This is a genomic window from Streptomyces toxytricini (genome assembly GCF_014649915.1).
GTDB lineage: Bacteria > Actinomycetota > Actinomycetes > Streptomycetales > Streptomycetaceae > Streptomyces > Streptomyces toxytricini.
On sequence record NZ_BMTY01000009.1, the window covers coordinates 26,740 to 51,579 of the forward strand.

The following is a 24,840-nucleotide window of genomic DNA, read 5'->3' on the forward strand; positions in this document are numbered from 1 at the left end:
CACCGATTCGTGGGCTCCCCTTGCCGCCGACCCGCCGCCGCCTCCTCGGCGCCGCGGCCCCTGGCTGCCGTCTTCCCTGACCCGCCCGGCGCCCCTCCGGCCGGGAGTCGTCGGCTCCCGTCCGGCCCTCCCCGCCGGCGCCCTTCCGGCGCCGACCGCCGTGGCTGCCGTCCGTTTCCTCGCCGGCGCTTCTGTCGCCTTCCGGGCCCTCTTCCGCTCCCCCGACCCCGTCGTACGCTGGGCTGATGAGAACTCCCAGGCACGCAGCGCGCATTGTCGTTTTGGATCCCGAGGGGGCCGTGTTCCTGTTTCGGGAGAACAACGTCGAGGTCGGGATCCACTGGTTGCCGCCCGGTGGGGGGATCGATCCGGGGGAGACCCCCGAGGAGTGTGTGCGGCGGGAGTTGTGGGAGGAGACCGGGTGGACCGATCTCCGGCCCCAGCGGCTGTTGTGCACCTGGGAGCACGATTTCACCCACCAGGGCATCCGCGTCCGCCAGTACGAGCACATCTACGTGACCTCCGGGCCGCGGCGTGAGCCCGTGCCGGAGGATCCGCGGGCGCACTGGCGGTGGCTGTCGCCCGATGCGCTGGCCGGGCTCGGGGAGCCGTCGTGGCCGCCGCGGCTGGCGGAGCTGCTGGCCCGGGGGGCGGTCGAGCCGGTGCACCTGGGGCTGGTGGGCTGAGCCGCCGACCGCCGGCGCGGCTGCGGGGGCGCCCGCGGCCGCCTCAGCTGCCCTTCGCGGTCGCCTTGGCGTACAGGGTTGCCGCGTAGTCGCCGAGGACCGTGCTGGTGGAGACGTCGTCCGTGTCGCCGCCCGTGAGGATGCCGATGATGCGGCCGTCGCGGGCGATCCACGCGCTGCCGCTCGTGCCGCTCGGGAAGTCCGCGCAGTCGAAGCGCTGGCGGGTCGGGGTTTCGCGTACGGCGGTGGCGGTGCAGGTGCGGGGGACCTTGCGGTCGGCCGGGTAGCCGGTGACGGTGACCTGTTCGCCGGCGCGGCCGGTGGTGTCGAGGGGTGCGCCGCCGGTGACGTCCTCGATGTTGCGGCCGGAGGCGTCGGGGGCGAGGCGTACGAAGGCGAGGTCGTAGTCGTCGTCGGCGCCCTCGTCCCAGCGGGGGTCCTCGTAGACCTCCTCGATCTTCCAGGCGCCGTACGGGGTGGCGCCGTTGGCGTACGCGGGTGCGAAGACGGCGCCCTGGCCGGTGGGCTTGCCGGCGAGGAGGCAGTGGCCGGCGGTGACGATGAGGTTCCTGCCGGGGCTCTGCACCACGGTGGCGGTGCAGAAGTGGCTGCCCTGCACACCGCCCTCGAACAGGGCTCCGGTGAAGGCCGCCGGGGTGCCGGGCGCGGGGGTGCCAGGGGCCGCGAGTTGTGGTTGCTTCGCGGATTGCGGGAGCGAAGTGGAGCTGGTGGTGGGCTCGGCGGAGGGGGCGGCGGCGGCGCGCGGCGGGGGGCTGCCGGCCGGGTCGGGCACGACCTTCGTCATGGCCGCTGACGCGCCGATTGCCGCCAGGGCGCACAACACGCCGGTCACCAGGTTCCGCTTGTCCACCGCTGCCCACCCCTTCAGCTTTGCTCTGGCGAAGCATGCCTGGGGGTGGGTGCCCGTCGCAAGGGGCGGTCGGGCGGGGCCGCCGGGTCGGGTGCGCCGCGCCGTGTCAGCGGCCCGGCCAGAGGCCTTCGGGGGTGAGGCCGAGGAGGTCGATGGCGTTGCCGCGGACGATGCGTTCGACGGTGCCGGTGTCGAGGTGGCCCATCTGGGCCTCGCCGACTTCGCGGGACTTGGGCCAGGTGGAGTCGGAGTGCGGGTAGTCGGTCTCGTAGAGGACGTTGCCGACGCCGATGGCGTCGAGGTTGCGCAGGCCGAAGGCGTCGTCGAAGAAGCAGCCGTACACGTGCTCGGCGAACAGTTCGGACGGCGGGCGCAGCACCTTGTCGGCGACGCCGCCCCAGCCGCGGTTCTCCTGCCAGACGGTGTCGGCGCGTTCGAGGATGTACGGGATCCAGCCGATCTGTCCTTCGGCGTACATGATCCGCAGGTGCGGGAAGCGTTCGAACTTGCCGCTCATCAGCCAGTCGACCATGGAGAAGCAGCAGTTGGCGTAGGTGATGGTGGAGCCGACGGCGGGCGGGGCGTCGGCGGAGGTGGAGGGCATGCGGGAGGAGGAGCCGATGTGCATGGCGATGACGGTGCCGGTCTCGTCGCACGCGTCGAGGAAGGGGTCCCAGGCGTCGGTGTGGATCGAGGGCAGGCCGAGGTGCGGGGGTATCTCGGAGAAGGCGACGGCGCGGACGCCGCGGGCGGCGTTGCGGCGGACCTCGGCGGCGGCGAGGGCGGCGTCCCAGAGGGGGACGAGGGTGAGGGGGATGAGCCGGCCGCGGGCGTCGGGGCCGCACCACTCCTCCACCATCCAGTCGTTGTAGGCGCGGACGCAGAGGAGGCCGAGGTCGCGGTCGCGGGCCTCGGTGAAGGTCTGGCCGCAGAAGCGGGGGAAGGTGGGGAAGCAGAGGGCGGACTGGACGTGGTTGGCGTCCATGTCGGCGAGGCGCTCGGGGACGGAGTGCGAGCCGGGGCGCATCTGCTCGTAGGTGATGACCTCCAGCCGGATCTCGTCGCGGTCGAAGCCGACGGCGGTGTCGAGGCGGGTGAGTGGGCGGTGGAGGTCCTCGTAGACCCACCAGTCGCCGAGGGGGCCGTCGTCGCCGGGGGCGCCCATGACCGGGGCGAACCTCCCGCCGAGGAAGGTCATCTCCTTCAGGGGGGCGCGGACGATGCGGGGGCCGGTGTCGCGGTACCGGGACGGGAGCCGGTCCTGCCAGACGCGAGGGGGTTCGACCGTGTGGTCGTCCACCGAAATGATCCTCGGGAAGGTCTCCATGGGGCCCACCGTAGCGCCGATCTGACGCACCGTCAGCTACTTGGGGGGTGATCGGCCCGACACGGGCTGACGGGTACGTGCAAGACAGGGCAGACTGGCCCTTACACCGACGGAAGGCAGGGGAGGACGACCGATGGACGGCATACCGGCCATCCCGCAGCAGCGGAACCACCCCGAGGCAGCCCGGCGCACCCCCGGGGCCGCCCGGACCGCCTCCGGGCCGAAAGCCGCCGCGCCCGCCCCGGAGGCGCGCCCCGCCGCGCCCGAAACCGCGCCGCCCGGCCCCTCCGTCGCGCCCGCCGCCCGGCCCGCCCCCGCGGCCCCGCCCGCCGCACCGCCCGCGGACGCCGGTGCCGGGTCCCGCTTCGCCGTCCTCGGCCCGATCCGCGCCTGGCGCGACGGCGAGGCCCTCCCCTCCGGCACCCCGCAGCAGCGCGCCCTCCTCGCGGTCCTCCTGCTCCGCGACGGCCGCACCGCCACCGCCCGCGAGCTGATCGACGCGATCTGGGGCGACGACCCGCCCCAGCAGGCCCTCGCCACCATCCGCACCTACGCCTCCCGGCTGCGCAAGATCCTCGAACCGGGCACCCTCGTCACCGAGTCCGGCGGCTACGCCGTCCACACCCCGCCCGGCACCCTCGACCTCGCCGTCGCCCGCGGCCTCGCCGCCGACGCCGAACGGGCCCGCGCCGCCGGCGACCGCGACCGCGCCCGCACCCTGCTCTCCCGGGCCCTCGACCTGTGGGACGGCGAACCCCTCGCCGGCGTCCCCGGCCCGCACGCCGAGACCGAGCGCACCCGCCTCGCCGAATGGCAGCTCCAGCTGCTGGAGGCCCGCCTCGACCTCGACCTGGAGGTCGGCCACCACGCCGAGGCCGTCTCCGAGCTCACCGCCCTCACCGCCGCCCACCCCCTGCGCGAGCGCCTGCGCGAGCTGCTGATGCTCGCCCTCTACCGCAGCGGCCGCCAGGCCGAGGCCCTCGCCGTCTACGCCGACACCCGCCGGCTTCTCGCCGACGAACTCGGCGTCGACCCCCGCCCCGAGCTGTCCGACCTCCAGCAGCGCATCCTGCGGGCCGACGCCGAACTCGCCCGCGCCGAGGCCCCGCCGACCGCCGCGGCCCCCGTCCACGTACGGCCCGCCCAGCTGCCCGCGACCGTCCCCGACTTCACCGGGCGCACGACCTTCGTCTCCGAGCTCCGCGAGATCCTCTCCGCCGCCGACGGGCAGGTCATGGCCGTCTCCGCGCTCGCCGGGATCGGCGGCGTAGGCAAGACCACCCTCGCCGTGCACGTCGCGCACGCCGCCCGCCCGCACTTCCCCGACGGGCAGCTGTACGTCGACCTCCAGGGCACCGAGCCCCGCCCGGCCGAGCCCGTCGCCGTCCTCGGCTCGTTCCTGCGGGCGCTGGGCACCCCCGACACGGCCATCCCGGACACCGCGGACGAGCGGGCCGCGCTCTACCGCTCCGCCCTCGACGGCCGCCGCGTCCTCGTCCTCCTCGACAACGCCCGCGACGCGGCTCAGGTCCGGCCGCTGCTGCCGGGCACCGCGGGCTGCGCCGCCCTCGTCACCAGCCGGGTCCGCATGGCGGGCCTCGCCGGGGCCCATCTCGTCGACCTGGACGTGATGAGCCCCGAGGAGGCCCTCCAGCTGTTCACCCGGATCGTCGGCGCCGAGCGGGTCGGCGCGGAACGGCAGGCCGCCCTCGACGTCGTCGGCGCCTGCGGCTTCCTGCCGCTCGCCATCCGGATCGCCGCCTCCCGCCTCGCCGCCCGCCGCACGTGGACGGTGTCCGTGCTCGCCGCGAAGCTCGCCGACGAGCGCCGCCGCCTCGACGAGCTCCAGGCCGGCGACCTCGCCGTCAAGGCCACCTTCGAGCTCGGCTACGGGCAGCTGGAGCCCGCCCAGCAGCGCGCCTTCCGCCTCCTCGGCCTCGCCGACGGCCCCGACATCTCCCTGGCCGCGGCCGCCGCCGCCCTCGACCTGCCCGAGCACGACACCGAGGACCTGCTGGAGGCTTTAGTCGACTGCTCCCTGCTGGAATCCGCGGCTCCCGGCCGCTACCGCTTCCACGACCTCGTACGCCTCTACGCGCGTGCCTGCGCCGAACGCGACGAGCAGCCCGCCGCCGAGCGGGACGCCGCCCTGGACCGGCTGCTGGACTTCTACCTGGCGACCGCCTCCGCCGTGTACGCCGTCGAGCGGCCCGGCGACCGGCTGCCCGCCCACCTCGCCGCCACCGCCCACCCCGGCCTGGCCTTCACCGAGCCGCGCGCCGCCCTGGACTGGCTGTACGCCGAAGCCGACCCGCTGCTTGCCTGCGTACGCCAGTCCTCCCTGCGCACCACCGGCCGCGCCGACGTCCTGCGCCGGGCCGTCGACCTGCTGTGGGCGGCCAAGGACCTCACCGAATCCGGCGCCAACTCCAAGCAGTACGAGTCCGCCGCCGTCGCCCTGCGCGACGCGGCGCGCGCCGCGAAGGACCCGCACGCCGAAGGCCGGGCCCGCACCGCGCTCACCAACGTCCACCTGGTCGCCGGCCGGTTCGCGGAGGCCGACGACGAGGCCCGGCAGGCGATGGTCCTGGCCCGCGAGGCCGGCGACCCCCTGCCCAGCTGCTGGGCGCCCAACGACCGCGGCATCATCGCCCTCTACCAGGGCCGCCACGCCGACGGCGAGCGGTACCTGCTGGAGGCCATCGAGAACTTCCGCGCCGACGCCAACCACATCGGCGAGGCCAGCGCCCTGTGCAACCTCTCCCGCATCCACGTCGAGCTGGGCCGCCTCGCCAGCGCCATCGACCTCGCCCGGCAGGGCATCGCCATATACGACCGGATGGGCCTGACCCTGCGCCTGGCCAACGGCCGGTACGCCCTCGGCATCGCCCTCACCCAGGCCGGCCGGCTCTCCGAGGCGCTGACGCAGCTCACCGAGGCGCTCGCCCTCTTCCACGACAACCGCCAGCCGCTGTGGGAGGGCGTGACGCACTTCCGGCTCGCGGAGGCGCACCTGGCGGCCCGCCGTCCGACGCAGGCCGCCGCCCACGCCGAGCAGGCCATCGCGCTGCGCGGGATCGGCGGCGAATGGCGCCGGGCGACCGTCCTGACGGTGCTCGGCAAGGCCCTGCACGGGCTGGGGCAGCGGGACCGGGCCCGGGCCTGCTGGCGGGACGCCGAGGCCGTGTTCGCGGGGCTCCGGTCGCCGGAACTGGCCGAGGTGCGGGCCCTGCTGGCGTCGGAGATCGCCGCCTGACCGTGCGGCCGGGGCCGGGGGCCGCGTGGGGCCCGGGGCCGTACCGGAGGCATTCATCGTTCGTTTATCGCCGTCCGACACCATGGATGCATCGACTCACCGCGTCGGGGGGCGCGGGAGTCCTGCTGGACCGCCCGTTCGGCGGTCCGCGGGGGAATCGCCGAACGGGCCCAGCAATCCATCAGGAGATCCGATGACGACGAACGAGAACGTCCTGCCGAACGAGAGCGACATCATCCCGCTCGACAACCACGCGTCGGGCATCGGGATCAAGCCCGTCGAGGGGACCGCCGCGACGGACACCGACATCACACCGATGGACAACCACGCTTCCGGCATCGCCATCAAGCCGGTCGACAAGCCGGCTGCGGACGAGGACATCGTGACGCTGGACAACCACGCGTCCACCCCTCGCCCGTAAGCCGCACGGCGTCCCACGGGGGATACGGGGGGCGCACGGGCCGCGGGAGCCGACGGGGGACGTCGGGCTCCCCGGCCCGGGGGGGGCACGGGGGAACACGGGGGAGCAAGGCCTCGCGGGGACCACGGGGGACACGGGGTCCCCGCGGGGAGCACGACACGGGGGGAGCACGACACGGGGGGGCACCACACGGGGGAGCACGACACGGGGGGCACGACACGGGGGAGCACCACCGCACCACGTACGACCGCACCACCGCACGGCCGGCCGGTCCGGCCGGTGACGGCGGCCGCGGTGGCCCGGAGGGGGAGCCACCGCGGCCGCCGCGCGTGCGCGTACGGCCGCCGGGCCTGTTTAGGGTGGGGGCGTGTTCACCTCACAGGGTCCGAGCCTGCGCGAGCTCGCCGTCCAGGCCTTCTCCTCGGTCGAGCGGGGCTACGACCTCCTCGCGCCGAAGTTCGACCACACCCCCTTCCGTACCCCGGACCGCATCCTCGACGCCGTCGAGGAGGCCCTCGCCGCGTCGGAGGGCTCCTTCGGGGACGGCCTCGACGTCTGCTGCGGCACCGGAGCGGCGCTCGGCATGCTGACGCGGCTCTGCCGGGGCCGCGTCACCGGCGTCGACCTCAGCGCGGGCATGCTCGCCGAGGCGGAGCGCACCCACGGCGGCGCCGACCGCGTCGATTTCGTCCGCGCCGACGCCCGCGCCCTGCCGGCCGACCTGTCCGACGGCTACGACCTGGCCGTCAGCTTCGGCGCGTTCGGGCACTTCCTGCCCGCCGAACGGCCCGCCCTTTTTTCCGGCGTGTACGGGACGCTGCGCCCCGGCGGGGTGTTCGCCTTCCCGATCGGGGCGCCGCTGCCGCCGTCCTCGCCGCTGTGGTGGGCGGCGGCCGGCTTCGACGCGGTGATGCGGGTACGGAACGCGGTGTGGCGGCCGCCGTTCGTCATGTACTACCGGACGTTCCCGTGGGGCGGGGTGCGCCGGGACCTGGCAGCGGCCGGGTTCGAGGTGGAGACGCTGCCGCTGGAGCACTTCGGACGGCGCCCGGACGGCAGCCCCCGCTGGCGCCTGGTCCTGGCCCGCAAGCCGGTCCGGACGCCTGTGCCGGCCGGTCGGCTCAGGTGACGGGGCGGCGGGCCGTGCGCAGGGCGTTTTTGAGGACCTTGCCGCTCGCGTTGCGCGGGAGTTCGGCGACGAACTCCACGGTCCGCGGCACCTTGTAGTTGGCCATCTCGCGGCGCGACCAGGCGATCAGGTCGTCGGCGGTGAGCGTCGAGCCGGGCCGGCGGACCGCGTACGCCTTGCCGACCTCGCCGAGGCGCGGGTCGGGGACGCCGACGACGGCGACGTCCGCGACGTCGGGGTGGAGGCCGAGGAGCTGCTCGATCTCGGCGGGGTAGGCGTTGAAGCCGCCGACGATGAACATGTCCTTGATGCGGTCGGTGATGCGCAGGTTCCCGGCGTCGTCGAGGACGCCGACGTCTCCGGTGCGCAGCCAGCCGTCGGGGGTGAGGGCGCGGGCGGTCTCCTCGGGGTCCTCGAAGTAGCCCCGCATGACCTGGTGGCCGCGGACGAGGACCTCGCCGGGCCGGCCCGCCGGCAGGGGGCGGCCGTCGGGGCCGGCGATGCGGACCTCGGTTCCGGGGACGGCGCGCCCGGAGGTGGTGGCGACGACGTCGTCGGGGTCGCCGCGGCGGCACATGGTGACGAGGCCGGCGGCCTCGGAGAGCCCGTAGGCGGTGAGGACGGTGGCGATGCGGAGTTCGCCGCGGAGCCGTTCGACGAGGCGGAGGGGGACGACGGCCGCTCCGGTGACGACGAGGCGCAGGGCGGACAGGTCGTGCCGGTCGCGGTGGGGGTGGTCGAGGAGGGACTGGTGGAGGGTGGGCGGGCCGGGGAGGACGGAGATCCGTTCGGCGGCGATGTTGGCGAGGACGGTGCCGGTGTCGGAGACGGGCTGGGGGACCATGGTGGCGCCGCGCATGAGGCAGGCGAGGATGCCGGCCTTGTAGCCGAAGGTGTGGAAGAACGGGTTGACGATCAGGTAGCGGTCGCCGGCGCGGAGTCCGGCGAGCTCGCTCCACAGCTCGTAGCAGCGCAGGGACTGGGCGTGGGTGGTGACGGCGCCCTTCGGGCTTCCGGTGGTGCCGGAGGTGAAGACGATGTCGGAGGGGGCTTCGGGGCGGATGGCGTCGGCGCGGCGGCGGACCTCGGCGGCGGGGACGGTGTCGCCGGCGGCGAGGAAGTCCTTCCAGGTGCGGAAGTCCTGCGGGGCGTCGTCGGCGAGTACGACGACCTGTTCGAGGTGCGGGAGCCCGGGCAGCGGGCCGCGGCCGGGGGCCGCCGCCCGCGGGTGGGCGGGGTCGTGGCGTTCTGCGGCGGCGCGGCGCAGGGAGGCCACGTAGGAGGTGCCGAGGAAGGTGCCGGTGACGAAGAGGAGCCTGGCCCGGCTGCGGTCGAGGACGTATGCGGCCTCGGCGCCCTTGAAGCGGGTGTTCAGGGGGACGAGGACGGCGCCCGCGCTGACGGCGCCGAGGGCGCAGGTGATCCAGTCGGGGGTGTTGGGCGCCCAGACGGCGACGCGGTCGCCGGGCCGGATCCCGGCGGCGATGGCGGCGGCCGCGGCGCGCTCGACGCGTTCGCCGAGGGCGCGGTAGGTGAGGCGGGTGCGGCCGTCGGCGACGGCCTCGCGGTCGGCGTGGCGGGCGGCGGCGTCGCGGACCAGCCCGGCGACGGTGCCCCAGCGGAGGTCGCCGCGGACGCCTTCGTCGGCGGGGGCAGGGGATCCGGCCGGAGCGGGGGCTCCCGTACCGCCGCCGTGTGCCGTGCCGTCGCACGCCGTGTCGCCGCCGTGCGCCCCGCTGCCGTGCGTGTGCCCGCGGTCGGTGCTGTCTGCGCGCCGGTCCATCTGCCGCCTCCCCGCCACACCCGTAGCTGACTGTTCGTCAGATTAGCTGTACCCTTCGCGGCTGTCAGCACTGGCGACGTCCCCCGGAGGCGGCGATGGCGGCAACCCTCAAGGACGCTACGGCGATCGTCGGCATCGGCCAGACGCCCTTCGCCAGACACCTCCCCCAGTCCGAGAAGGAGCTGGCCTGCCGGGCGATCCTCGCCGCCCTCGACGACGCCGGCATCGCGCCCGGCGAGGTCGACGCGTTCGCCTCCTACACCATGGAGGAGACCGACGAGGTCGAGGTCGCCAAGGCCATCGGCGCCGGCGACGCCACCTTCTTCTCCAAGGTCGGCTACGGCGGCGGCGGCTCCTGCGCCACCGTCGGCCACCTCGCCGCCGCCATCGCCACCGGCCAGGCGAGCGTCGGTGTCGCCTGGCGCTCCCGCAAGCGCGGCTCCGGCCCCCGCCCGTGGACGAACACGGCCGTCCAACTCCCCACGCCCGGCCAGTGGACGCGCCCCTTCGGGCTGCTGCGCCCCGCGGACGAGATCGCCATGCTGGCCCGCCGCTACATGCACGAGTACGGCGCCACCCGCGACCACCTGTTCAACGTGGCCATGGCCTGCCGCAACCGGGCCAACGAGAACCCCGCCGCGATCATGTACGAGCGGCCGCTGACCCGCGAGATGTACATGACCTCCCGCATGATCAGCGAGCCGCTGTGCCTCTTCGACAACTGCCTGGAGACCGACGGCGCCCTCGCCTGCGTCGTCGTCTCCGCCGCCCGCGCCCGCGACTGCCGCCACCGGCCCGTCCACGTCCACGCCGCCGCGCAGGGCCTGCCCTCGCAGCACCACGGCATGGTCAACTACTGGAACGACGACCCGCTGTCCGGCCCCGCCTGGACCGCCGCCCGCCACCTGTGGAAGCGGGCCGACTTCGGCCCGCAGGACGTCGACGTCGCCCAGATCTACGACGCCTTCACCCCGCTCGTCCCCCTCTCCCTGGAGGGCTACGGCTTCTGCGGGCGCGGCGAGGGCGGCGCCTTCACCGAGGGCGGCGCACTGGAGACGGGCGGCCGGCTCCCGATCAACACGGGCGGCGGCGGCCTGTCCGAGGCGTACGTGCACGGCTTCAACCTGATCACCGAGGGCGTCAAACAGCTTCGCGGCACCTCCACCGCCCAGGTGCCGGACGCCCGGACCTGCCTGGTGACCGCGGGCGAGGGAGTCCCCACGTCCGCGATCCTGCTGCGCGCCTGACGGCCGGGCGACCCGACCCGACCCGACCCGGCCCGGCCGACGAGAGGAGCGAGACCACCGTGACCGCCACCACCCCCTCCGCCACCCCGCCCACCACCCCCGCCGACGCCTTGCTGGCGCCCGTCCCCGACGAGGACGGCGCCCCGTTCTGGGAGTACGCCGCCCGCGGCGAGCTCCGCGTACAGGCCTGCACCGCCTGCGGCCGGCTGCGCTTCCCGCCGCGCCCGTGCTGCCCGCACTGCCGCTCGTTCGCCTCCCACTGGCAGCCCGTATCCGGCCGGGGCCGGATCTGGTCGTACGTGCGCCCGCACCCGCCGCTGCTGCCCGCGTACGCCGCCCACGCCCCCTACACCGTCGTCCTCGTCGAGCTCGCCGACGCCCCCGGCATCCGGCTCGTGGGCAACCTCGTCGCCTCGGCGGAGGCTCCGCTCGGCTCGGCCGACCAGGCCGCCGTCCGCATCGGCGCCCGGGTCCGGGCCGTCTTCGCCGACTGCGGCGGCGTCACCGTGCCGCGCTGGGTGCCGGAGAAGCCGTGACGCTGCGGGTGGAGCGGGACGCGGCCGCAGGGGTCGCCGTCGTCACCCTGGACCGGCCGCACCGGCACAACGCGATCGACCTGCCGACCGCCGCCGCACTGACCGCGCTGTGGCGGGAGCTCCGCCACGACGACGGGGTGCGGGCCGTGGTGCTCACCGGGGCGGGCAGCGCCGCGTTCTGCACGGGCCTCGACCGGAACGCCGACGTCCCCCAGCCGGGATCGCCGTACTCGGTGGACGACCCGCTGCTGTCGGTCGGCCCGAAGGCGTGCGACCTGTGGAAGCCGGTCGTCGCCGCCGTCAACGGCATGGCCTGCGGCGGGGCGTTCTACCTGCTGGGCGAGTCCGAGTTCCTGATCGCCGCCGACACGGCGGAGTTCTTCGACCCGCACACCTCCTACGGCATGGTCAGCGCGTACGAAGCCGTGTACATGGCGCAGCGGATGCCGTTCGGGGAAGCCGCGCGGCTGGCGCTGACGGGGACGGCGGAGCGGCTGTCGGCGCGGAGGGCGTACGAGATCGGCCTGGTCTCGGAACTGGCCGCGCCCGCCGAGCTGGCCGGGGCGGCCCTGCGGGCGGCGCGGACGCTGGCCGGTTTCCCGACCCAGGCCGTGCAGGGCACCGTACGGGCGTTGTGGTCGGCGAAGCAGGCCGTGCTGCAGCAGGCGCTGGCGCAGGCCCCGGCGCTGATCGCACTGGGCAACCTGCCGTCGGACCGGCAGGCGGTTCTGTTCGCGAGTCGTCGTACGACGCCGGAGCCGCGCGTGCGGTGACGAGTACCGGCCAACCGGCGGCTGGCGAAAAGTCGCAGCTCGGGCGGCATACGTCCGCTCGTCCGCCCGCCTCCGGGCCCCGGTGTGCCGGACCTCGGGCGCCTCGCCGCCCCCTTCCCGGAGCAGGACTGCTTGGCCGGTTCGCACTTGCCATGCATATGATCAGCGCCAGCCAACGGGGAGCGCAGACATGGCAGATGAACTTCATCCGGAGCAGCAGGTGAGCATGCGGCTGAACGGCGAGGGGCCGCTGGCCCCCGGTGTCACCGCACCACCGCCACCGCTGCTGCAGCAGCCGCAGCCCGGCACGGCCCGTCCGCCGCTGCTGGCAACGGGCACGAACCCGCCGCCGCCCCTGCTGCAGGCGCCCGGAGGGCAGGACTTCGCCTCGACCCCGGCCGAGAAGAAGGCCGCCGCGAACACGATCGAGACCGAGCTCCAGCCGAACACGAAGAAGGCCGCCGACGACGCCGACGAATCGACCGCCGCCGCACAGAAGGGCTTCGACGGCTGGGAGACCGCCGCCGGCCTGAAGAAGGTCGCGGAGACCTGGGACCAGCAGGTGAAGAACCTCATCGCCCGGCTCGAAGCGGAGAAGGGCGCCCTTCGCGGCGCTTCGGGTCTTTTCACCCGCAACGACATCGGACTTCGCAACGACTTCCTGGCCGGCAAGTCGGGTCTGAACGGCCTTTAGGAGATCTGAGCTGTGGCACTGAACTACCACGAGGTCATGAGCACCGACTTCGGGCTGCTCGGCACCGCCGCCGGCAAGTGGGAGTCGATGGCGGGCGAGCTGAAGAAGGTCGAGACCCGCTACGGCGAAACCGTCCAGAAGATCACCACGACGGACGGCTGGGCCGGGCGCAGCGCCGTGAGCGCCGAGAAGGGCTTCGCGGCGACCCGCTACGAGTACGCGGCGGCGCAGGTGCAGGCGAAGGCGATCGCGGGCCTGCTGCGGGACGCCCAGGAGAAGTTCACCGACCTGAAGAACAAGCTCGTGAGCGCCCGTGACGACGCGATAGCCGCCGGCATGACCGTCTCCGATCAGGGGCACGTCGCCTTCGACTGGGCGAAGCTCACCCCGGGCGAGCGCAGCGCCTACCACCACGACCCCGACGGCCAGAAGGCCATCGGCGAGGCCGTCGGCAAGTGGCAGAAGCACATCGACGACCGGGTGAAGGCCGTCACCGAGCTCGACCACAACGTCAAGGCCGTCCTCGAAACCGCCGTCACCGACAGCAACAAGGACGCCCTCGGCCAGGGCGCCGACATGTCCCTCGCCGGCTTCAACGCCGGCGCCACCGGCGACCTCGACCAGGCCCTGAAGGACGAGAAGGCCGCGCGGGACCGGGCCGCCAAGGAGGCGGAGGACGCCAAGAACGGGCCGAAGTCCGAAGGCGGGCTGAAGATCACCGGCCCGAGCGCGGGCACCGCGGTCACCGGCCAGAAGTACGGCAAGGAGGGGTCGGCGAAGGCGTACGCCGACCTCTTCAAGATGACCGCGGAGGGCAAGTACCAGAACGGGGACCTCTCGCTCTCCGGCATCGACGACATCACCGTGGGGGCCAGGGCCAGCGCGAACTACGGCTTCACCCACGAGGGCCTCGCGGGCAAGGCCGAGATCTCCGCGGGCGTGAGGACCCTGCTCGAGGGACGCGCCGACTACAGCCACTGGGGCGGCCTGTACGGGCGCACTGAGGGGTTCGCCGGCGGCGAGGCCGCGCTCAGCGGCTCCGCGGGCTGGGAAGGCGTCAGCGCCGGTGCCAAGGCCTTCGCCGGCGGCAAGCAAAGCGTCGCCGGAGGCGGCGAGCTCGCCGGCATCGGCGCCGGCGCCACGGCCGAAGGCTGGGCCGGTGCGGGCGCGGAGGCCAAGGTGACCCTCGGCAAGGGCGACGACGGCAAGTGGCACGTCGGCGGCAAGGTGGGTGTCGCCCTCGGCATCGGCGGTTCGGTGGGAGCCGAGTTCACCGTCGACACGGACAAGTTCAAAAAGTCCGCCGGTGACGCCGCCGACTGGGTGGGCGACACGGCCGGCGACATCAAGGACGGCGTCGTCGGGTGGTTCGACTGATGCACTGTCCCGCAGACGGAAGGAGGGCGTGAGACAACATGCCCACGACACTGCCGATTCCCATCCAGTTCGTCCTGCCGGAGGGCTGGCGGCCCGCCCCCCCGGACGAGGTCGGCGCCCCGGACGCGGCGTTCGTCGCCCTGCACCCGGAACCCGACGCCGGATTCACCGCCAACATCACCATCGACGGCGACTTCTGGTCCGCCGAGGAGGAGACCCTCACCGACATCGCCGACGGTTCGGTGGAACGGCTCCGCCGGTCCGTCGGGGCCGTCCAGGTCGCCGGCCGCCGCCCCCTCGGCTCCGAGGACTCCCCCGGCCTCGCGCAGAGGCTGACGCTCACCGCCGTGGTGGGCGGCGTGCCGCGCGAGCTCGTCCAGTCCCAGGTCTACCTCGCCATGCAGGACGCGGCCGACCCGCACAAGCGCGTGGTGATCCGGCTCATCCTGACCGTCACCGCCGCCCAGGAGGACGCCGTGCGGGCGGACTTCCAGGAGTTCCTGCGCTCGGTCGCACCGGACCCCGGGACCCCCGGCACGGACACCGCGGGCGGGGCGTAGCCATGGGCTTCAAGGACAGGCTGACCGGCACCCGGCACCCCGACGGCGGCATCCCGCCCGAGCCGGCCGCGGAGGTCCGGGCCGCGCTGCTCGCGCTGGGCGGGCAGGGCGCGCCCTACACGGTGCGCAACGCCCTCCCCGGGGAGGACGCCGACCTGGTGGCGGAGTGGCGGGTGCGGGAGCCCGCCTGGCACGGCTTCTTCCAGCGCCACCAGTTGGAGCGGCAGGTGCAGATCCGGATGCGGATCGACCCGGACGGGCACGAGGTGCGGAGCGCCGACCGGCAGTGGGAGGTCACGTGGATCGGCGGCACGCCGCAGCTGAGGACGTCGGGCGAGTACGCCCGGGGCCAGGTGACGACGGTGTCGAAGCAGTGGACCATCGGCCGCGGCAAGGGGGGCCGTACGGAGGCCACGGAGACGTTCAGCTTCGCCACGTCGGACCTGAAGGCGCCGCTGCAGAAGGCGGTCCTCGGCGCGGGCTGGACCTGGCGCGGAGTGCTGTTCGGCCGGCTGTGACGGCCACGACACGGCGGAGGCCCCGCCCCGAGGGGGCGGGGCCTGGCGGCCGTGCCCCCTCGGGGCGGGGCCTGGCGGCCGTGCCGGGCGCGGCCGGGAAACGGGAGGGCTCAGGCCTCGACGGTGCCCGAAGCGGCGACCTCGACCTTGGCGCGGGTGGCGCCCGACGGGGTGCCCAGCTTCTCGATCTGGTCCACGACGTCCTGGCCCTCGACGACCTCGCCGAAGACGACGTGCTTGCCGTCGAGCCACGGGGTGACCACGGTGGTGATGAAGAACTGCGAGCCGTTGGTGTTGCGGCCGGCGTTCGCCATCGACAGCAGGTACGGGCGGTCGTGCTTCAGGTCGAAGTTCTCGTCCGCGAACTTCTCGCCGTAGATGCTCTTGCCGCCGGTGCCGTTCTGGTTGGTGAAGTCGCCGCCCTGCAGCATGAACTGCGGGATGACGCGGTGGAACGGCGAGCCCGCGTAACCGAAGCCGTGCTCGCCGGTCGCGAGCTCGCGGAAGTTCTTCGCGGTCTTCGGGACGACCTCGTCGAACAGGTTGAAGACGATGCGGCCGGCGGGCTGGCCGTCGATGGTGATGTCGAAGTAGACGTTGCTCATGGGGCCCATCCTGTCACTCCCGGTGCCGTGCGCGACTCGGCGGGGCCGGTACACGGCCCCGCCCGCGCTCACCCGGCCGTGCGGGTGCCCGTCCCCTTCGCCGCGTCCAGGGCGTACACGCAGCGGTCCTTGCTGCACGCGTACACCACGCCGCCCTCGGCGACCGGGGCGCCCGCGATCTCCCCGCCGGTGGCCAGCTTCCAGCGGAGCTGGCCACCCGCCGCGTCCAGGGTGTACAGGCAGTGGTCCGCCGACCCGAAGTGGACGCGGCCGTCCGCGACGGCCGGCGGGCCCGTGATCTCGCCGCCCGCGGCGAACCGCCACTTCGGGGTGCCGGTGACCGCGTCGAGGGTGTAGAGGGCGCTGCCCGCGCCCAAGTGGACGTTGCCGCCGGCCACGAGGACCGGGTCCGCGGAGGTCCGCGGCTCGGTGGCGATCCGCCAGCGGTCCTTGCCGGTGGCGGCGTCGAGGGCGTACACGGTGCCCAGGTAGTCGGCCAGGTACACGCCGCCGCCGGTGACGGCCGCGCCCGGCGCGAACGCGGGCGGCGCGAGGAACACGGCCGGCGCCTCGAAGTGCCAGCGGACCCGGCCGGAGGCCCGGTCCACGGACAGCACGCGGGTGCCGGCGCTGATGTACACGTTCCCGTCGGGGGCCGGGGTGACCCGTACGGGGACGTTCCCGCAGGCCGCGGCGTCGCCGACCGGGTACGACCAGGACTCCCGGCCGGAGCGGGCGTCCAGGGCGCGCAGCCGGGCGTCCTGCCAGACGTAGACGGTGCCGTCGTGGAGGACGGGCGCCGCCTCGGGCGTCTCGAAGTCGCTCTGCGCGCCGGTCAGCTCCCACAGCTTCTGGCCGTTCGACGCCTCCCAGCCCTGGACGCCGCCGCCGCGGGTGGCGGTGACGACGGTGCCCCGGTCGGCGCGCAGCGCGTACACCCAGGCGTCGGCGGACAGCCGCCACCGCTCCGAGCCGTCGGTGGCGTCGAGGGCGTACAGGGAGGGGCCGTCGGAGGCGTGGATGCGGCCGTCGGAGACGGCCATGGCCCAGGCGACGTCGCGGGTCTTGAACTGGCGGCGGCCGGTGGCCACGTCCAGCGCGTGGACCTCGAAGGAGGTCACGTACAGCAGGTCGCCGGCGACGGTGGGGGTGCCCCACACCTCGTTCGACATGCGGAACCGCCAGGGCCGCCAGCGGCCGCTGTCGGGCGCGGGGCCCGGGTGGGGGACGGCGGGGACGGCCGCGGAGGCGCCTGCGGGCGCCGCGGCGGAGCCGGTCGCGCCGGGCGGGCGGATCCAGCCGGTCGCCGCGTCGGCGGCGCCGGCCTGCGCGGCGGGCGAGGCCGCCGACGCGAACGGGCCGGGCCCGATCGGCACGGGCGAGCCGCCGAGGCGGACCGGCTCCCCCGACAGCGCGGGCGCGGCCGCGGGGCGCGGCGGGTGGTGGGGCCGCTGCGGGACCGGCTGGCCGGTCCGCGGGTCCACCCACGGGTCGGCGGTGCCGCGGGGCTCGCGGCGGCTCGCGGGGCCGCCGTCGCCCGCGCGGGGACCGGGTGCCGCGGGGAGGGCGGAGGTGCGCTGCCCGGCCCGGCGGGACTCGATGAGGGCGACGGCCCGCCCGGGCAGCCACGCGGAGGCGGTGCCGCTGTCGTCGCCGCCGCCGAAGAGGTGCGGGGCGAGCTGGGCCTGCAGGTCGGCGGGGGTGGGGCGCTGGGAGGCCTCCATCTGCATGCAGGACTCGATCAGCGGGCGCAGCTCGTCGGGCAGCCCCTCCAGGTTGGGCTCGTCGCGCAGCAGCATGAACACCGTCTCCACGGGGTTCGCCCCGTGGTAGGGCGGGTGGCCGGTCGCGGCGAAGACGAGGGTGGAGCCGAGCGAGAACACGTCGCTGGCGCCCTTGACGCTGCGGGAGTCCTTCGCCTGCTCGGGCGACATGTAGGCGGGGGTGCCGACGGCGACGTTCGTCATGGTCAGACGGGTGTTGGACACGCCGCTCGCGATACCGAAGTCGATCACGCGGGGGCCGTCCTCGACGACGAGCACGTTCGACGGCTTCAGGTCGCGGTGGACGAGGCCCGCCCCGTGGATCGACTGGAGGGCCTCGGCGATGCCGGCGGCCAGCCACCGCACGGCCTGCGCGGGCATCGGCCCGCACTCGTTGACGATCTCCTCCAGGGAGGGCGCCGGGACGTACGCGGTCGCCAGCCACGGCACGGCGGCCCGCGGGTCGGCGTCGACCACGGCCGCGGTGTAGAAGCCGGAGACGGCGCGGGCCGCCTCCACCTCCCGGGTGAAGCGCACCCGGAAGAGCTGGTCCTCGGCCAGCTCGGTGCGCACCGTCTTGATCGCCACGCGGCGTCCGGACGCCGACCGGGCGAGATAGACCAGCCCCATGCCGCCGGCGCCGAGACGTCCCAGCACCTCGAAGGGGCCGATCCGTCTCGGGTCGTGCTGCGTCAGCTGCTCCACCACTCGCCTCCCACACCTCCCCGTACGGGCCTGGCCTGGCCCGTTCACACCTGCACGCACGCCGGCACGGCGGTCGGCCCCGTGCAGCGTCTCACTCCGGGCGCCGCCGGTGGTCGTGCAACCCCGATTCTGTCAGGCCCGCGCCCAGGCCGTGTCGCCACAGTCGGGGCCGGGTGGGTGCGGGTCGTTCGGGAGGGGGTTATGCGGGGGGTTGTGCGGGCGTGCGGTCGACGTTCTCGGAGAGCAGGGCGAAGACGGCGCCCTGGTTGTCGGCGACGACGGCGATCCGCCCGTACGGGGTGTCGAAGGGCTCGGCGGTGACCCGGCCGCCGAGCCGTTTGACGGTCTCGACGGACCGGTCGCAGTCGGGGACGGCGAAGTAGGCGAGGAAGTGCGCCGGCATGATCTCCGGGAAGGCGTCGGTGATCAGGCTGCGGCCCAGGACGGCCGTCTCGGCGCCGGGCGGGCCGCCGGGCGGCGACCACAGGCGGTACTCGACGCCGGAGCCGTCGTCGTCCTGGTCCTCGGGGACGTAGCCGAAGACGTTGGCGTAGAAGACGTCGACGGCGTCGCGGGCGCGGGTGTACAGCTCGGCCCAGCAGTACGTGAAGGGCTCGCCGTGCGCCTCGAAGCCGTCGTGGGTGCCGGGCTGCCACAGGCCGAAGACGGCGCCGCCGGGGTCGGCGGCCAGGGCGGCGGTGCCGTACGGGCCGACGGGCTGGGGGTCCATGACCATCTGGCCGCCGTGGGCGCGGATGCGGGCGGCGCAGGCGTAGGCGTCGGCGGTGGCGAGGTAGATCCCCCAGACGGTGGGCATGCGGCCGTCGGGCTTGGGGGCGAGCGCGGCGACGTTGCGGCCCTGGCTGTAGGCCTGGGTGTAGCCGCCGTACTCGCGGGAGCCGGAGCTGAAGGTCCAGCCGAAGAGCTCGCCGTAGAAGCGCTTGCCCGCCTCGACGTCCGGAAGCGAGGCATCCACCCAGCAGGGGGTGCCCTCCGCGAATGCGGCCATGGCCCGTTTCCTTCCGTTGTGCGGGGGTGTGTACCCTCCGTACGCTCCCACGCCCGCGCAGCTGCCGGCGGTGCGGTGTCCTCTCGGGGCCATGGTCCGCCCGAAGCCTTGTCCACAGCCTGTTGACAAGACTAATCGGGTGGTAAGGGGAGGAAGCGGTCGGGGTCGGCCGGAGGCCTCGGGGCGGACTGCGGTGCGGGCCGCACCGGGGGCCGCAGGACGGGCGGCGCGGGGGCCGCGGGGCGGCCGAAATTCGCCGCCCGGACCACCCCGGAGGGGCCTTCCCCCAGGCCGGGCGGCCGGTAACCCCATTTGCAGGCGGCCGAATCGCGCTCGGACACCCCCTCGGTAAGCTGACGGCATGACAGGACAAGTACGCACCGTCGACGGCCGCGTTGCCGGCCGGCGCGGTCAGGCGACGCGGCAGAAGCTGCTCGACTGCCTCGGCGAGATGCTCAGCTCCTCGCCGTACCGCGATGTCAAGGTGATCGACGTCGCGCGCAAGGCCGGCACCTCCCCCGCGACCTTCTACCAGTACTTCCCGGACGTCGAGGGCGCCGTCCTGGAGATCGCCGACCACATGGCCGCCGAAGGCGCGCAGTTGACCTCGCTCGTCGAGGGCCGCACCTGGGTCGGCAAGGCCGGCTGGCAGGCCGCGGAGGAGCTCGTCGACGGGTTCCTGGACTTCTGGCGGCGCAACGACGCCATCCTGCGCGTCGTCGACCTCGGCGCGGCCGAGGGCGACAAGCGCTTCTACAAGATCCGCATGAAGATCCTGAACTCCGTCACCAACTCCCTCACGGAGTCGGTGAAGGAACTCCAGGCCAAGGGCAGGGTCGACAAGGACGTCAACCCGGCTGCGATGGCCGGCTCCCTGGTCGCCATGCTGGCGGCCGTCGCCTCGCACCAGAAGGGCTTCCAGACCTGGGGCGTCAAGCAGGCCGAGCTCAAGCCGAACCTCGCCCTCCTCGTCCACCTGGGCATCACCGGCAAGAAGCCGACGAAGTAGCGGCGGGCCGCGCACCCGGCCCGCCGGCCATACCGATCAGCGGCGCTCCAGGCGGAACAGCCGGATCTCCCGCTCGATGCGCGCCTGGTACGTCGCGTACGGCGGCCAGAACCGCAGCACGGCCCGCCACGCCTCGGCGCGCTCCGCGCCCTGCAGCAGCCGCGCCCGTACGGCGATGTCCCGACCCTTCCAACTCACCTGCGCGTCAGGGTTCTTCATCAGGTTTGCGGTCCACGCCGGATGCCCCGGCCGGCCGAAGTTCGAGCCGATCAGGATCCAGCCGGAGCCGGACTCCAGCGGCATGCACGCCAGCGGCGTGGCGCGGGGCCGGCCCGTCCGTGCGCCCGTCGAGGTGAGGATCACCCCGGGCAGCATGCGGGCGCTGAGGATCACCCTGCCGCCCGTCAGCCGGTGCACCGCCTTGTCCACGGCGGGGATGACGTGCGGGGCCACCTTGGCGAACAGCCTCGTCGAGGAAGCCTTCTGCATGAGCGCGGTGCCGAGGGCCATCAGACGGCCGCCTTCCGGGTCGGGGCGGGGGATGCCGGAACGGGGGATGCGGTGGCGGGGGCGGCGGCGGGCGCCTCGAAGAGGCCCGCCCGCCGGGCCGCGTGCGCCCGCAGCAGGTGCACCGGCCCGAACAGCAGCTCGTCCGCCGCGGCCCGCTTGAAGTACAGGTGCGCGTCGTGCTCCCAGGTGAAGCCGATCCCGCCGTGCAGCTGGATCGCCTCCCCCGCGGCGAGCCGCAGCGCCTCCAGCGCCTGGGCGAGGGCCAGGCCGCCCTGCTCCGGGTCCCACGCGGCGTAGCAGACCGCGGAGCGGGCCGCCTGGACCTGCACGTACAGGTCCGCGAGCCGGTGCTTGACCGCCTGGAACGAGCCGATCGGCCGCCCGAACTGCTCCCGGGTCCGGACGTACTCCACCGTCCGCTCCAGCGCCCGCCCGGCCGCCCCGGCCGCCTCCGCGGCCAGCACGGCCGCCGCCGTGCGCCCCACGGCGGCGAGCGCCCCGCAGACCGGCCCGCCGGGTCCGCCGGGTCCGCCGCCGTCGAACGGATCGCCCTCGCCGAGCCACTCCGCCTCGACGTCCCGCAGCTGCACCAGGGCCTGCGGGCGGGTCTCGTCCAGGGCCGTCTGCCGTGCCCGCACGAGGCCGGGGGCGCCCGCCCGCACCACGAACAGCAGGACCCGGCTCCGCGCGAAGCCCCCCGCATGCGCGGGGACCAGCAGCAGGTCCGCGCTGTGCCCGTCGAGGACCTGAGCGGCCTCCCCGTACAGCCGCCACGCACCGTCCGCCGCCCGGCGCGCCTGGACCCCGCCGGCCCGGCCGCCGCCGGCCCACTCCCCCGCACCGCCGTCCCCGGTCAGCCCGAGCGCCGCCGACAGCGCCGGACCCGGCACCGCGAGCGCGGCCGTCAGCCCGCCGCCGGCCAGCTGCGGCAGCAGCGCCGCACGCTGCCCCGCACCGCCGAGCGCCGCGACCAGCGGCGCGGCCAGCACGGCGGTGGCCAGCAGCGGCGACGGCAGCAGCGCCCGCCCCGTCTCCTCGCACGCCAGCACCAGGTCCGCGGGGGCGCAGCCCACGCCCCCGTACTCCTCGGGCACGGCCAGGCCGGGCAGGCCGATCTCCCGCGACAGCTGCTCCCACAGCTCCCGGTCGTAGCCGTCGGCGGTGCGCACGGCGGCCTTGACCCGGTCGGGGCCGCAGCGCCTGCCGAGGACCTCGCGCAGGGTGCGGCGGATCCCCTCCTGCTCCGCGGTGAAGGCGGCATCCATCATCGGGCTCCTCCCCGTAACTGACGGGGCGTCATGTTAGGGGCGGGGGCGCGACATGCCCAGAGCGAGGACGGGGCGGACACGCACTGGAACTGACGATACGTCAGATGTACGTTCGTCCCATGCCTGGACCTGGACCCCTCTCCGGACCCGCCCCCGACGCCGCCCCCCGCCGACGCGTCGCGATCGTCGGCGCAGCCCTCTCCGACTGCGGCCGCGTCGACGGCCCCACCCCGTACGCCCTCCACGCCCAGGCCGCCCGGCGCGCCCTCGCCGACTCCGGCCTGGACCGCTCCGTCATCGACGGCTTCGCCTCCGCCGGCCTCGGCACCCTCGCCCCGGTCGAGGTCGCCGAGTACCTGGGGCTGCGCCCCGCCTGGACCGACTCCACCTCCGTCGGCGGGGCCACCTGGGAGGTCATGGCCGCGCACGCCGCGGACGCGATAGCCGCCGGCCACGCGAACGCCGTCCTGCTCGCGTACGGCTCCACGGCCCGCGCCGACATCAGGGCCCGCCGCCGCACCGCGAACCTCTCCTTCGGCGCGCGCGGGCCCCTCCAGTTCGAGGCGCCGTACGGGCACACGCTGATCGCGAAGTACGCGATGGCGGCCCGCCGCCACATGCACGAGTACGGCACCACCCTCGAACAGCTCGCCTCGATCGCCGTCCAGGCCCGCGCGAACGCCGCCGCGAACCCGGACGCCATGTTCCGCGAGCCGATCACCGTCGAGGACGTCCTGTCCGGCGAGATGATCGCCGACCCGTTCACGAAGCTGCACTGCTGCATCCGCTCCGACGGAGGCTGCGCGATCCTGCTCGCCGCCGAGGACTACGTCCCCGACACGGCCAAGCGCCCCGTCTGGATCCTCGGCGCGGGCACCGCCGTCTCCCACACCACCATGTCGGAATGGGAGGACTTCACGGTGTCCCCCGCCGCGGCCTCCGGCCGCCTGGCCTTCGGCCGGGCAGGCCTGACCCCCTCCGATGTCGACGTCGCCGAGCTGTACGACGCCTTCACGTACATGACGCTGGTCACCCTGGAGGACCTCGGCTTCTGCCCCAAGGGCGAAGGCGGCGCCTTCGCCGCGAAGGGCCGCCTCCTGCGCGACGGCGACCTCCCGGTCAACACCGACGGCGGCGGCCTCTCGGCCTGCCACCCGGGCATGCGGGGCCTGTTCCTCCTGGTGGAAGCGGCCCGCCAACTCCGCGGCGAGGCCGGCCCGACCCAGACGCTCCGCCGCGACGGCACCCCGCCGGAGGTGGCGGTGGCCTCGGGCACGGGAGGCTGGTTCTGCAGCGCGGGAACGGTGGTGCTGGGGCGGGGGTGACGGGCGGGATGCCCGGGGGCGGCGGCCGATGGGGGAGCGGCGGCGGGGGAGGGCGGGATGCGCCGGGGCGGCGGCCGGAGGCGGGGCGGCGGCGGGAAAGCCGGACACCCAACACCCGCGGCCGAAAGCGGGGCGGCAGCGGGGGCTGGGCGGGATGCCGGGGGCCGGGAGTGGAGGGGCGTCGGGGGGTTCCCGCCAGTCCCATCGTCCTTCCGGGGCGGGCCGCCCTGTCAAGGGCGCTCCCTGCGGTCGCGTCGCTGCGCGATGGCCCTTGCGGGCCACCCTTGACAGCACGACCCACCCCGGAATGCCGAAAGACTGGCGGGAACCCCCCGAAGAAAGGGTCACAGGGGGACGACCCCCTTCCCGCCCGCATCAGAGCTGTCCGGGCCGAGCCCCTCAACAGCAACGACCGCCCGAGATCGCTACACGGGCGACGCCGACTGGCGTCCGCCGACCGGCTGTGGCCGGACATAAGCCGCCCACGCTCGCTACATGGGCTCGGAAGTGGCCGCGTCTGCGGCCCGGTCGGCGGCCGGGTACAGGCGGCCCCAGATCGCTACAGAGGTGACGCCGACAGGCGTCCGCCGACCGGCTGTGGCCGGGCGAAGCCGCCCCAATTCGCCACAGGGCCGAGCGGGTGGTCGCGTCTGGAGCCCGGCGGCTGGCGGCCAGCCGCACAAGTCGCCACGTGCCCGCGGCAAGCGGTCGCGTCTGCGGCCCGGCGCGTGGCCGGGCTGGGGCACCGTCATCACAGAGGGGGGAGGCGATGTCGGCAGGCGGCTGCCGTCCGGCCGTGGCGGAGGCGGTGTGACCTTCCGCCGGTCCCGTGCGGGTGCCGGACAGGTTCTGACTGCAGGAAATGACGTCCGAGACGTCGAACAGGCACACAAGCGGCCCATCGAAGGCCCATTGCGGCACATCGGAGATGGTGGCGCCCCTCGGCGGGTCTCGGGGGAGCACGGGACGGCGCCAGGCCACAGACAACACGGATGACACTGCAGTCGGCCGGGCGAGCCGGGTGGAACGCCCCGACGATCCCCTCGTGTGGCGATTCGCCGCCCCGGACGTCCTTTCGTGCAGGGACAGCCCCACACGGCTCGCGGACGCCCGCTCACCGCACCCGCCCGGCGCCGTTGGCGGCTTATGCCCGACGACAGCCGTTCCGCGGACGCCTACCGACATCGCACCGGCTACGGTCCTGGGCGGCTGATGCCCCACCACAGCCGCTCCGCAGCCGCGCACCAGCCGGAAGTGTGGAGCGATCGTTGGCGGCTCATGCCCGGCCACAGCCGGTCCGCAGCCGCGCACCGGCCGGAAGTGTGGAGCGATCGTTGGCGGCTCATGCCCGGCCACAGCCGGTCCGCAGCCGCGCACCGGCCGGAAGTGTGGAGCGATCGTTGGCGGCTCATGCCCGGCCACGGGCGGTCGGCGGACGCCTGTCGGCGTCGCCCCTGTAGCGATCTCG

General features: G+C 74.7%; 21 protein-coding genes. 13 read left to right on the forward strand and 8 right to left on the reverse strand.

The annotated features are described in order from the left end of the window. Nucleotides 1-299: 299 nt before the first annotated feature. The gene (locus tag IE170_RS12975) at nt 300-686 is read left to right on the forward strand and encodes an NUDIX domain-containing protein (RefSeq protein ID WP_229884710.1); all 387 of its coding nucleotides are present in this window, start codon (nt 300-302) and stop codon (nt 684-686) included. Nucleotides 687-729: 43 nt separating this feature from the next. Here the strand turns inward: IE170_RS12975 and IE170_RS12980 are convergent, their stop codons facing one another. Together IE170_RS12980 and IE170_RS12985 are read right to left on the reverse strand one after the other, a co-directional pair. Beyond that, nucleotides 730-1,557: a trypsin-like serine peptidase gene (locus IE170_RS12980; RefSeq protein WP_229884711.1), complete on the reverse strand. Its 828-nt coding sequence runs from the start codon at nt 1,555-1,557 to the stop codon at nt 730-732. Nucleotides 1,558-1,663: 106 nt separating this feature from the next. Further along, nucleotides 1,664-2,884, reverse strand: a complete 1,221-nt coding sequence (locus IE170_RS12985; protein ID WP_189809510.1) for an amidohydrolase family protein — start codon at nt 2,882-2,884, stop codon at nt 1,664-1,666. A gap of 133 nt (nt 2,885-3,017) precedes the next feature. On the opposite strand from IE170_RS12985, the gene afsR reads away from it, so the two are divergent. The 3 genes from afsR to IE170_RS13000 all read left to right on the forward strand — a co-directional run bounded on the left by afsR (nt 3,018) and on the right by IE170_RS13000 (nt 7,690). Further along, nucleotides 3,018-6,140, forward strand: a complete 3,123-nt coding sequence (gene afsR, locus IE170_RS12990; RefSeq protein ID WP_223856716.1) for an SARP-family global regulator AfsR — start codon at nt 3,018-3,020, stop codon at nt 6,138-6,140. 193 nt (nt 6,141-6,333) lie between these two features. Then, a complete protein-coding gene (locus IE170_RS12995; protein WP_189809511.1) occupies nt 6,334-6,561 on the forward strand; it encodes a hypothetical protein in 228 nt (75 codons plus the stop codon). A gap of 367 nt (nt 6,562-6,928) precedes the next feature. After that, on the forward strand, nt 6,929-7,690 hold the full coding sequence (locus tag IE170_RS13000; protein ID WP_189809512.1) for a class I SAM-dependent methyltransferase: 762 nt from the start codon (nt 6,929-6,931) through the stop codon (nt 7,688-7,690). On the opposite strand, the gene IE170_RS13005 is transcribed toward IE170_RS13000, so the two are convergent. Beyond that, on the reverse strand, nt 7,683-9,473 hold the full coding sequence (locus IE170_RS13005) for a FadD3 family acyl-CoA ligase (protein WP_189809513.1): 1,791 nt from the start codon (nt 9,471-9,473) through the stop codon (nt 7,683-7,685). The two genes, IE170_RS13000 and IE170_RS13005, sit on opposite strands and share 8 nt — an antisense overlap. Before the next feature lie 95 nt (nt 9,474-9,568). On the opposite strand from IE170_RS13005, the gene IE170_RS13010 reads away from it, so the two are divergent. The 7 genes from IE170_RS13010 to IE170_RS13040 all read left to right on the forward strand — a co-directional run bounded on the left by IE170_RS13010 (nt 9,569) and on the right by IE170_RS13040 (nt 15,178). Beyond that, nucleotides 9,569-10,720 (forward strand): lipid-transfer protein, encoded by a 1,152-nt coding sequence (locus IE170_RS13010; protein WP_189809514.1) that lies wholly within the window; start codon nt 9,569-9,571, stop codon nt 10,718-10,720. A gap of 59 nt (nt 10,721-10,779) precedes the next feature. Next, nucleotides 10,780-11,256: a Zn-ribbon domain-containing OB-fold protein gene (locus IE170_RS13015; protein WP_229884712.1), complete on the forward strand. Its 477-nt coding sequence runs from the start codon at nt 10,780-10,782 to the stop codon at nt 11,254-11,256. Beyond that, nucleotides 11,253-12,029, forward strand: coding sequence for an enoyl-CoA hydratase/isomerase family protein (locus tag IE170_RS13020; protein ID WP_189809515.1), 777 nt, complete (start codon nt 11,253-11,255; stop codon nt 12,027-12,029). The genes IE170_RS13015 and IE170_RS13020 overlap by 4 nt, the downstream gene beginning before the upstream one ends. A gap of 190 nt (nt 12,030-12,219) precedes the next feature. Beyond that, a complete protein-coding gene (locus IE170_RS13025; protein WP_223856715.1) occupies nt 12,220-12,723 on the forward strand; it encodes a hypothetical protein in 504 nt (167 codons plus the stop codon). 12 nt (nt 12,724-12,735) lie between these two features. Continuing rightward, on the forward strand, nt 12,736-14,100 hold the full coding sequence (locus IE170_RS13030) for a hypothetical protein (protein ID WP_189809516.1): 1,365 nt from the start codon (nt 12,736-12,738) through the stop codon (nt 14,098-14,100). 38 nt (nt 14,101-14,138) lie between these two features. After that, nucleotides 14,139-14,660 (forward strand): DcrB/PsbP domain-containing protein, encoded by a 522-nt coding sequence (locus tag IE170_RS13035; RefSeq protein WP_189809517.1) that lies wholly within the window; start codon nt 14,139-14,141, stop codon nt 14,658-14,660. A gap of 2 nt (nt 14,661-14,662) precedes the next feature. Further along, the gene (locus tag IE170_RS13040; protein ID WP_189809518.1) at nt 14,663-15,178 is read left to right on the forward strand and encodes a hypothetical protein; all 516 of its coding nucleotides are present in this window, start codon (nt 14,663-14,665) and stop codon (nt 15,176-15,178) included. Between the two features lie 110 nt (nt 15,179-15,288). Here IE170_RS13040 and IE170_RS13045 read toward each other — a convergent pair whose 3' ends face one another. The 3 genes from IE170_RS13045 to IE170_RS13055 all read right to left on the reverse strand — a co-directional run bounded on the left by IE170_RS13045 (nt 15,289) and on the right by IE170_RS13055 (nt 19,260). Next, the gene (locus IE170_RS13045) at nt 15,289-15,783 is read right to left on the reverse strand and encodes a peptidylprolyl isomerase (RefSeq protein WP_189809519.1); all 495 of its coding nucleotides are present in this window, start codon (nt 15,781-15,783) and stop codon (nt 15,289-15,291) included. A 68-nt stretch (nt 15,784-15,851) separates the two neighbouring features. Further along, entirely contained in the window at nt 15,852-18,254 is a 2,403-nt protein-coding gene (afsK, locus tag IE170_RS13050; protein WP_189809520.1) for a protein serine/threonine kinase AfsK, read from the reverse strand. 196 nt (nt 18,255-18,450) lie between these two features. Next, entirely contained in the window at nt 18,451-19,260 is an 810-nt protein-coding gene (locus tag IE170_RS13055) for a VOC family protein (RefSeq protein WP_189809521.1), read from the reverse strand. 361 nt (nt 19,261-19,621) lie between these two features. Here IE170_RS13055 and IE170_RS13060 point away from each other — a divergent pair, with 361 nt between their 5' ends. Beyond that, complete coding sequence (locus tag IE170_RS13060) at nt 19,622-20,269, forward strand: TetR family transcriptional regulator (RefSeq protein ID WP_114057969.1); 648 nt, start codon at nt 19,622-19,624, stop codon at nt 20,267-20,269. Nucleotides 20,270-20,305: 36 nt separating this feature from the next. On the opposite strand, the gene IE170_RS13065 is transcribed toward IE170_RS13060, so the two are convergent. Further along, entirely contained in the window at nt 20,306-20,779 is a 474-nt protein-coding gene (locus IE170_RS13065) for a nitroreductase family deazaflavin-dependent oxidoreductase (RefSeq protein ID WP_189809522.1), read from the reverse strand. After that, nucleotides 20,779-22,044, reverse strand: a complete 1,266-nt coding sequence (locus IE170_RS13070) for an acyl-CoA dehydrogenase family protein (protein ID WP_189809684.1) — start codon at nt 22,042-22,044, stop codon at nt 20,779-20,781. Before IE170_RS13070 ends, IE170_RS13065 begins: the two co-directional genes overlap by 1 nt. 122 nt (nt 22,045-22,166) lie before the next feature. On the opposite strand from IE170_RS13070, the gene IE170_RS13075 reads away from it, so the two are divergent. Then, nucleotides 22,167-23,372 (forward strand): thiolase C-terminal domain-containing protein, encoded by a 1,206-nt coding sequence (locus IE170_RS13075; protein ID WP_223856714.1) that lies wholly within the window; start codon nt 22,167-22,169, stop codon nt 23,370-23,372. The last annotated feature ends 1,468 nt before the right edge of the window (nt 23,373-24,840 follow it).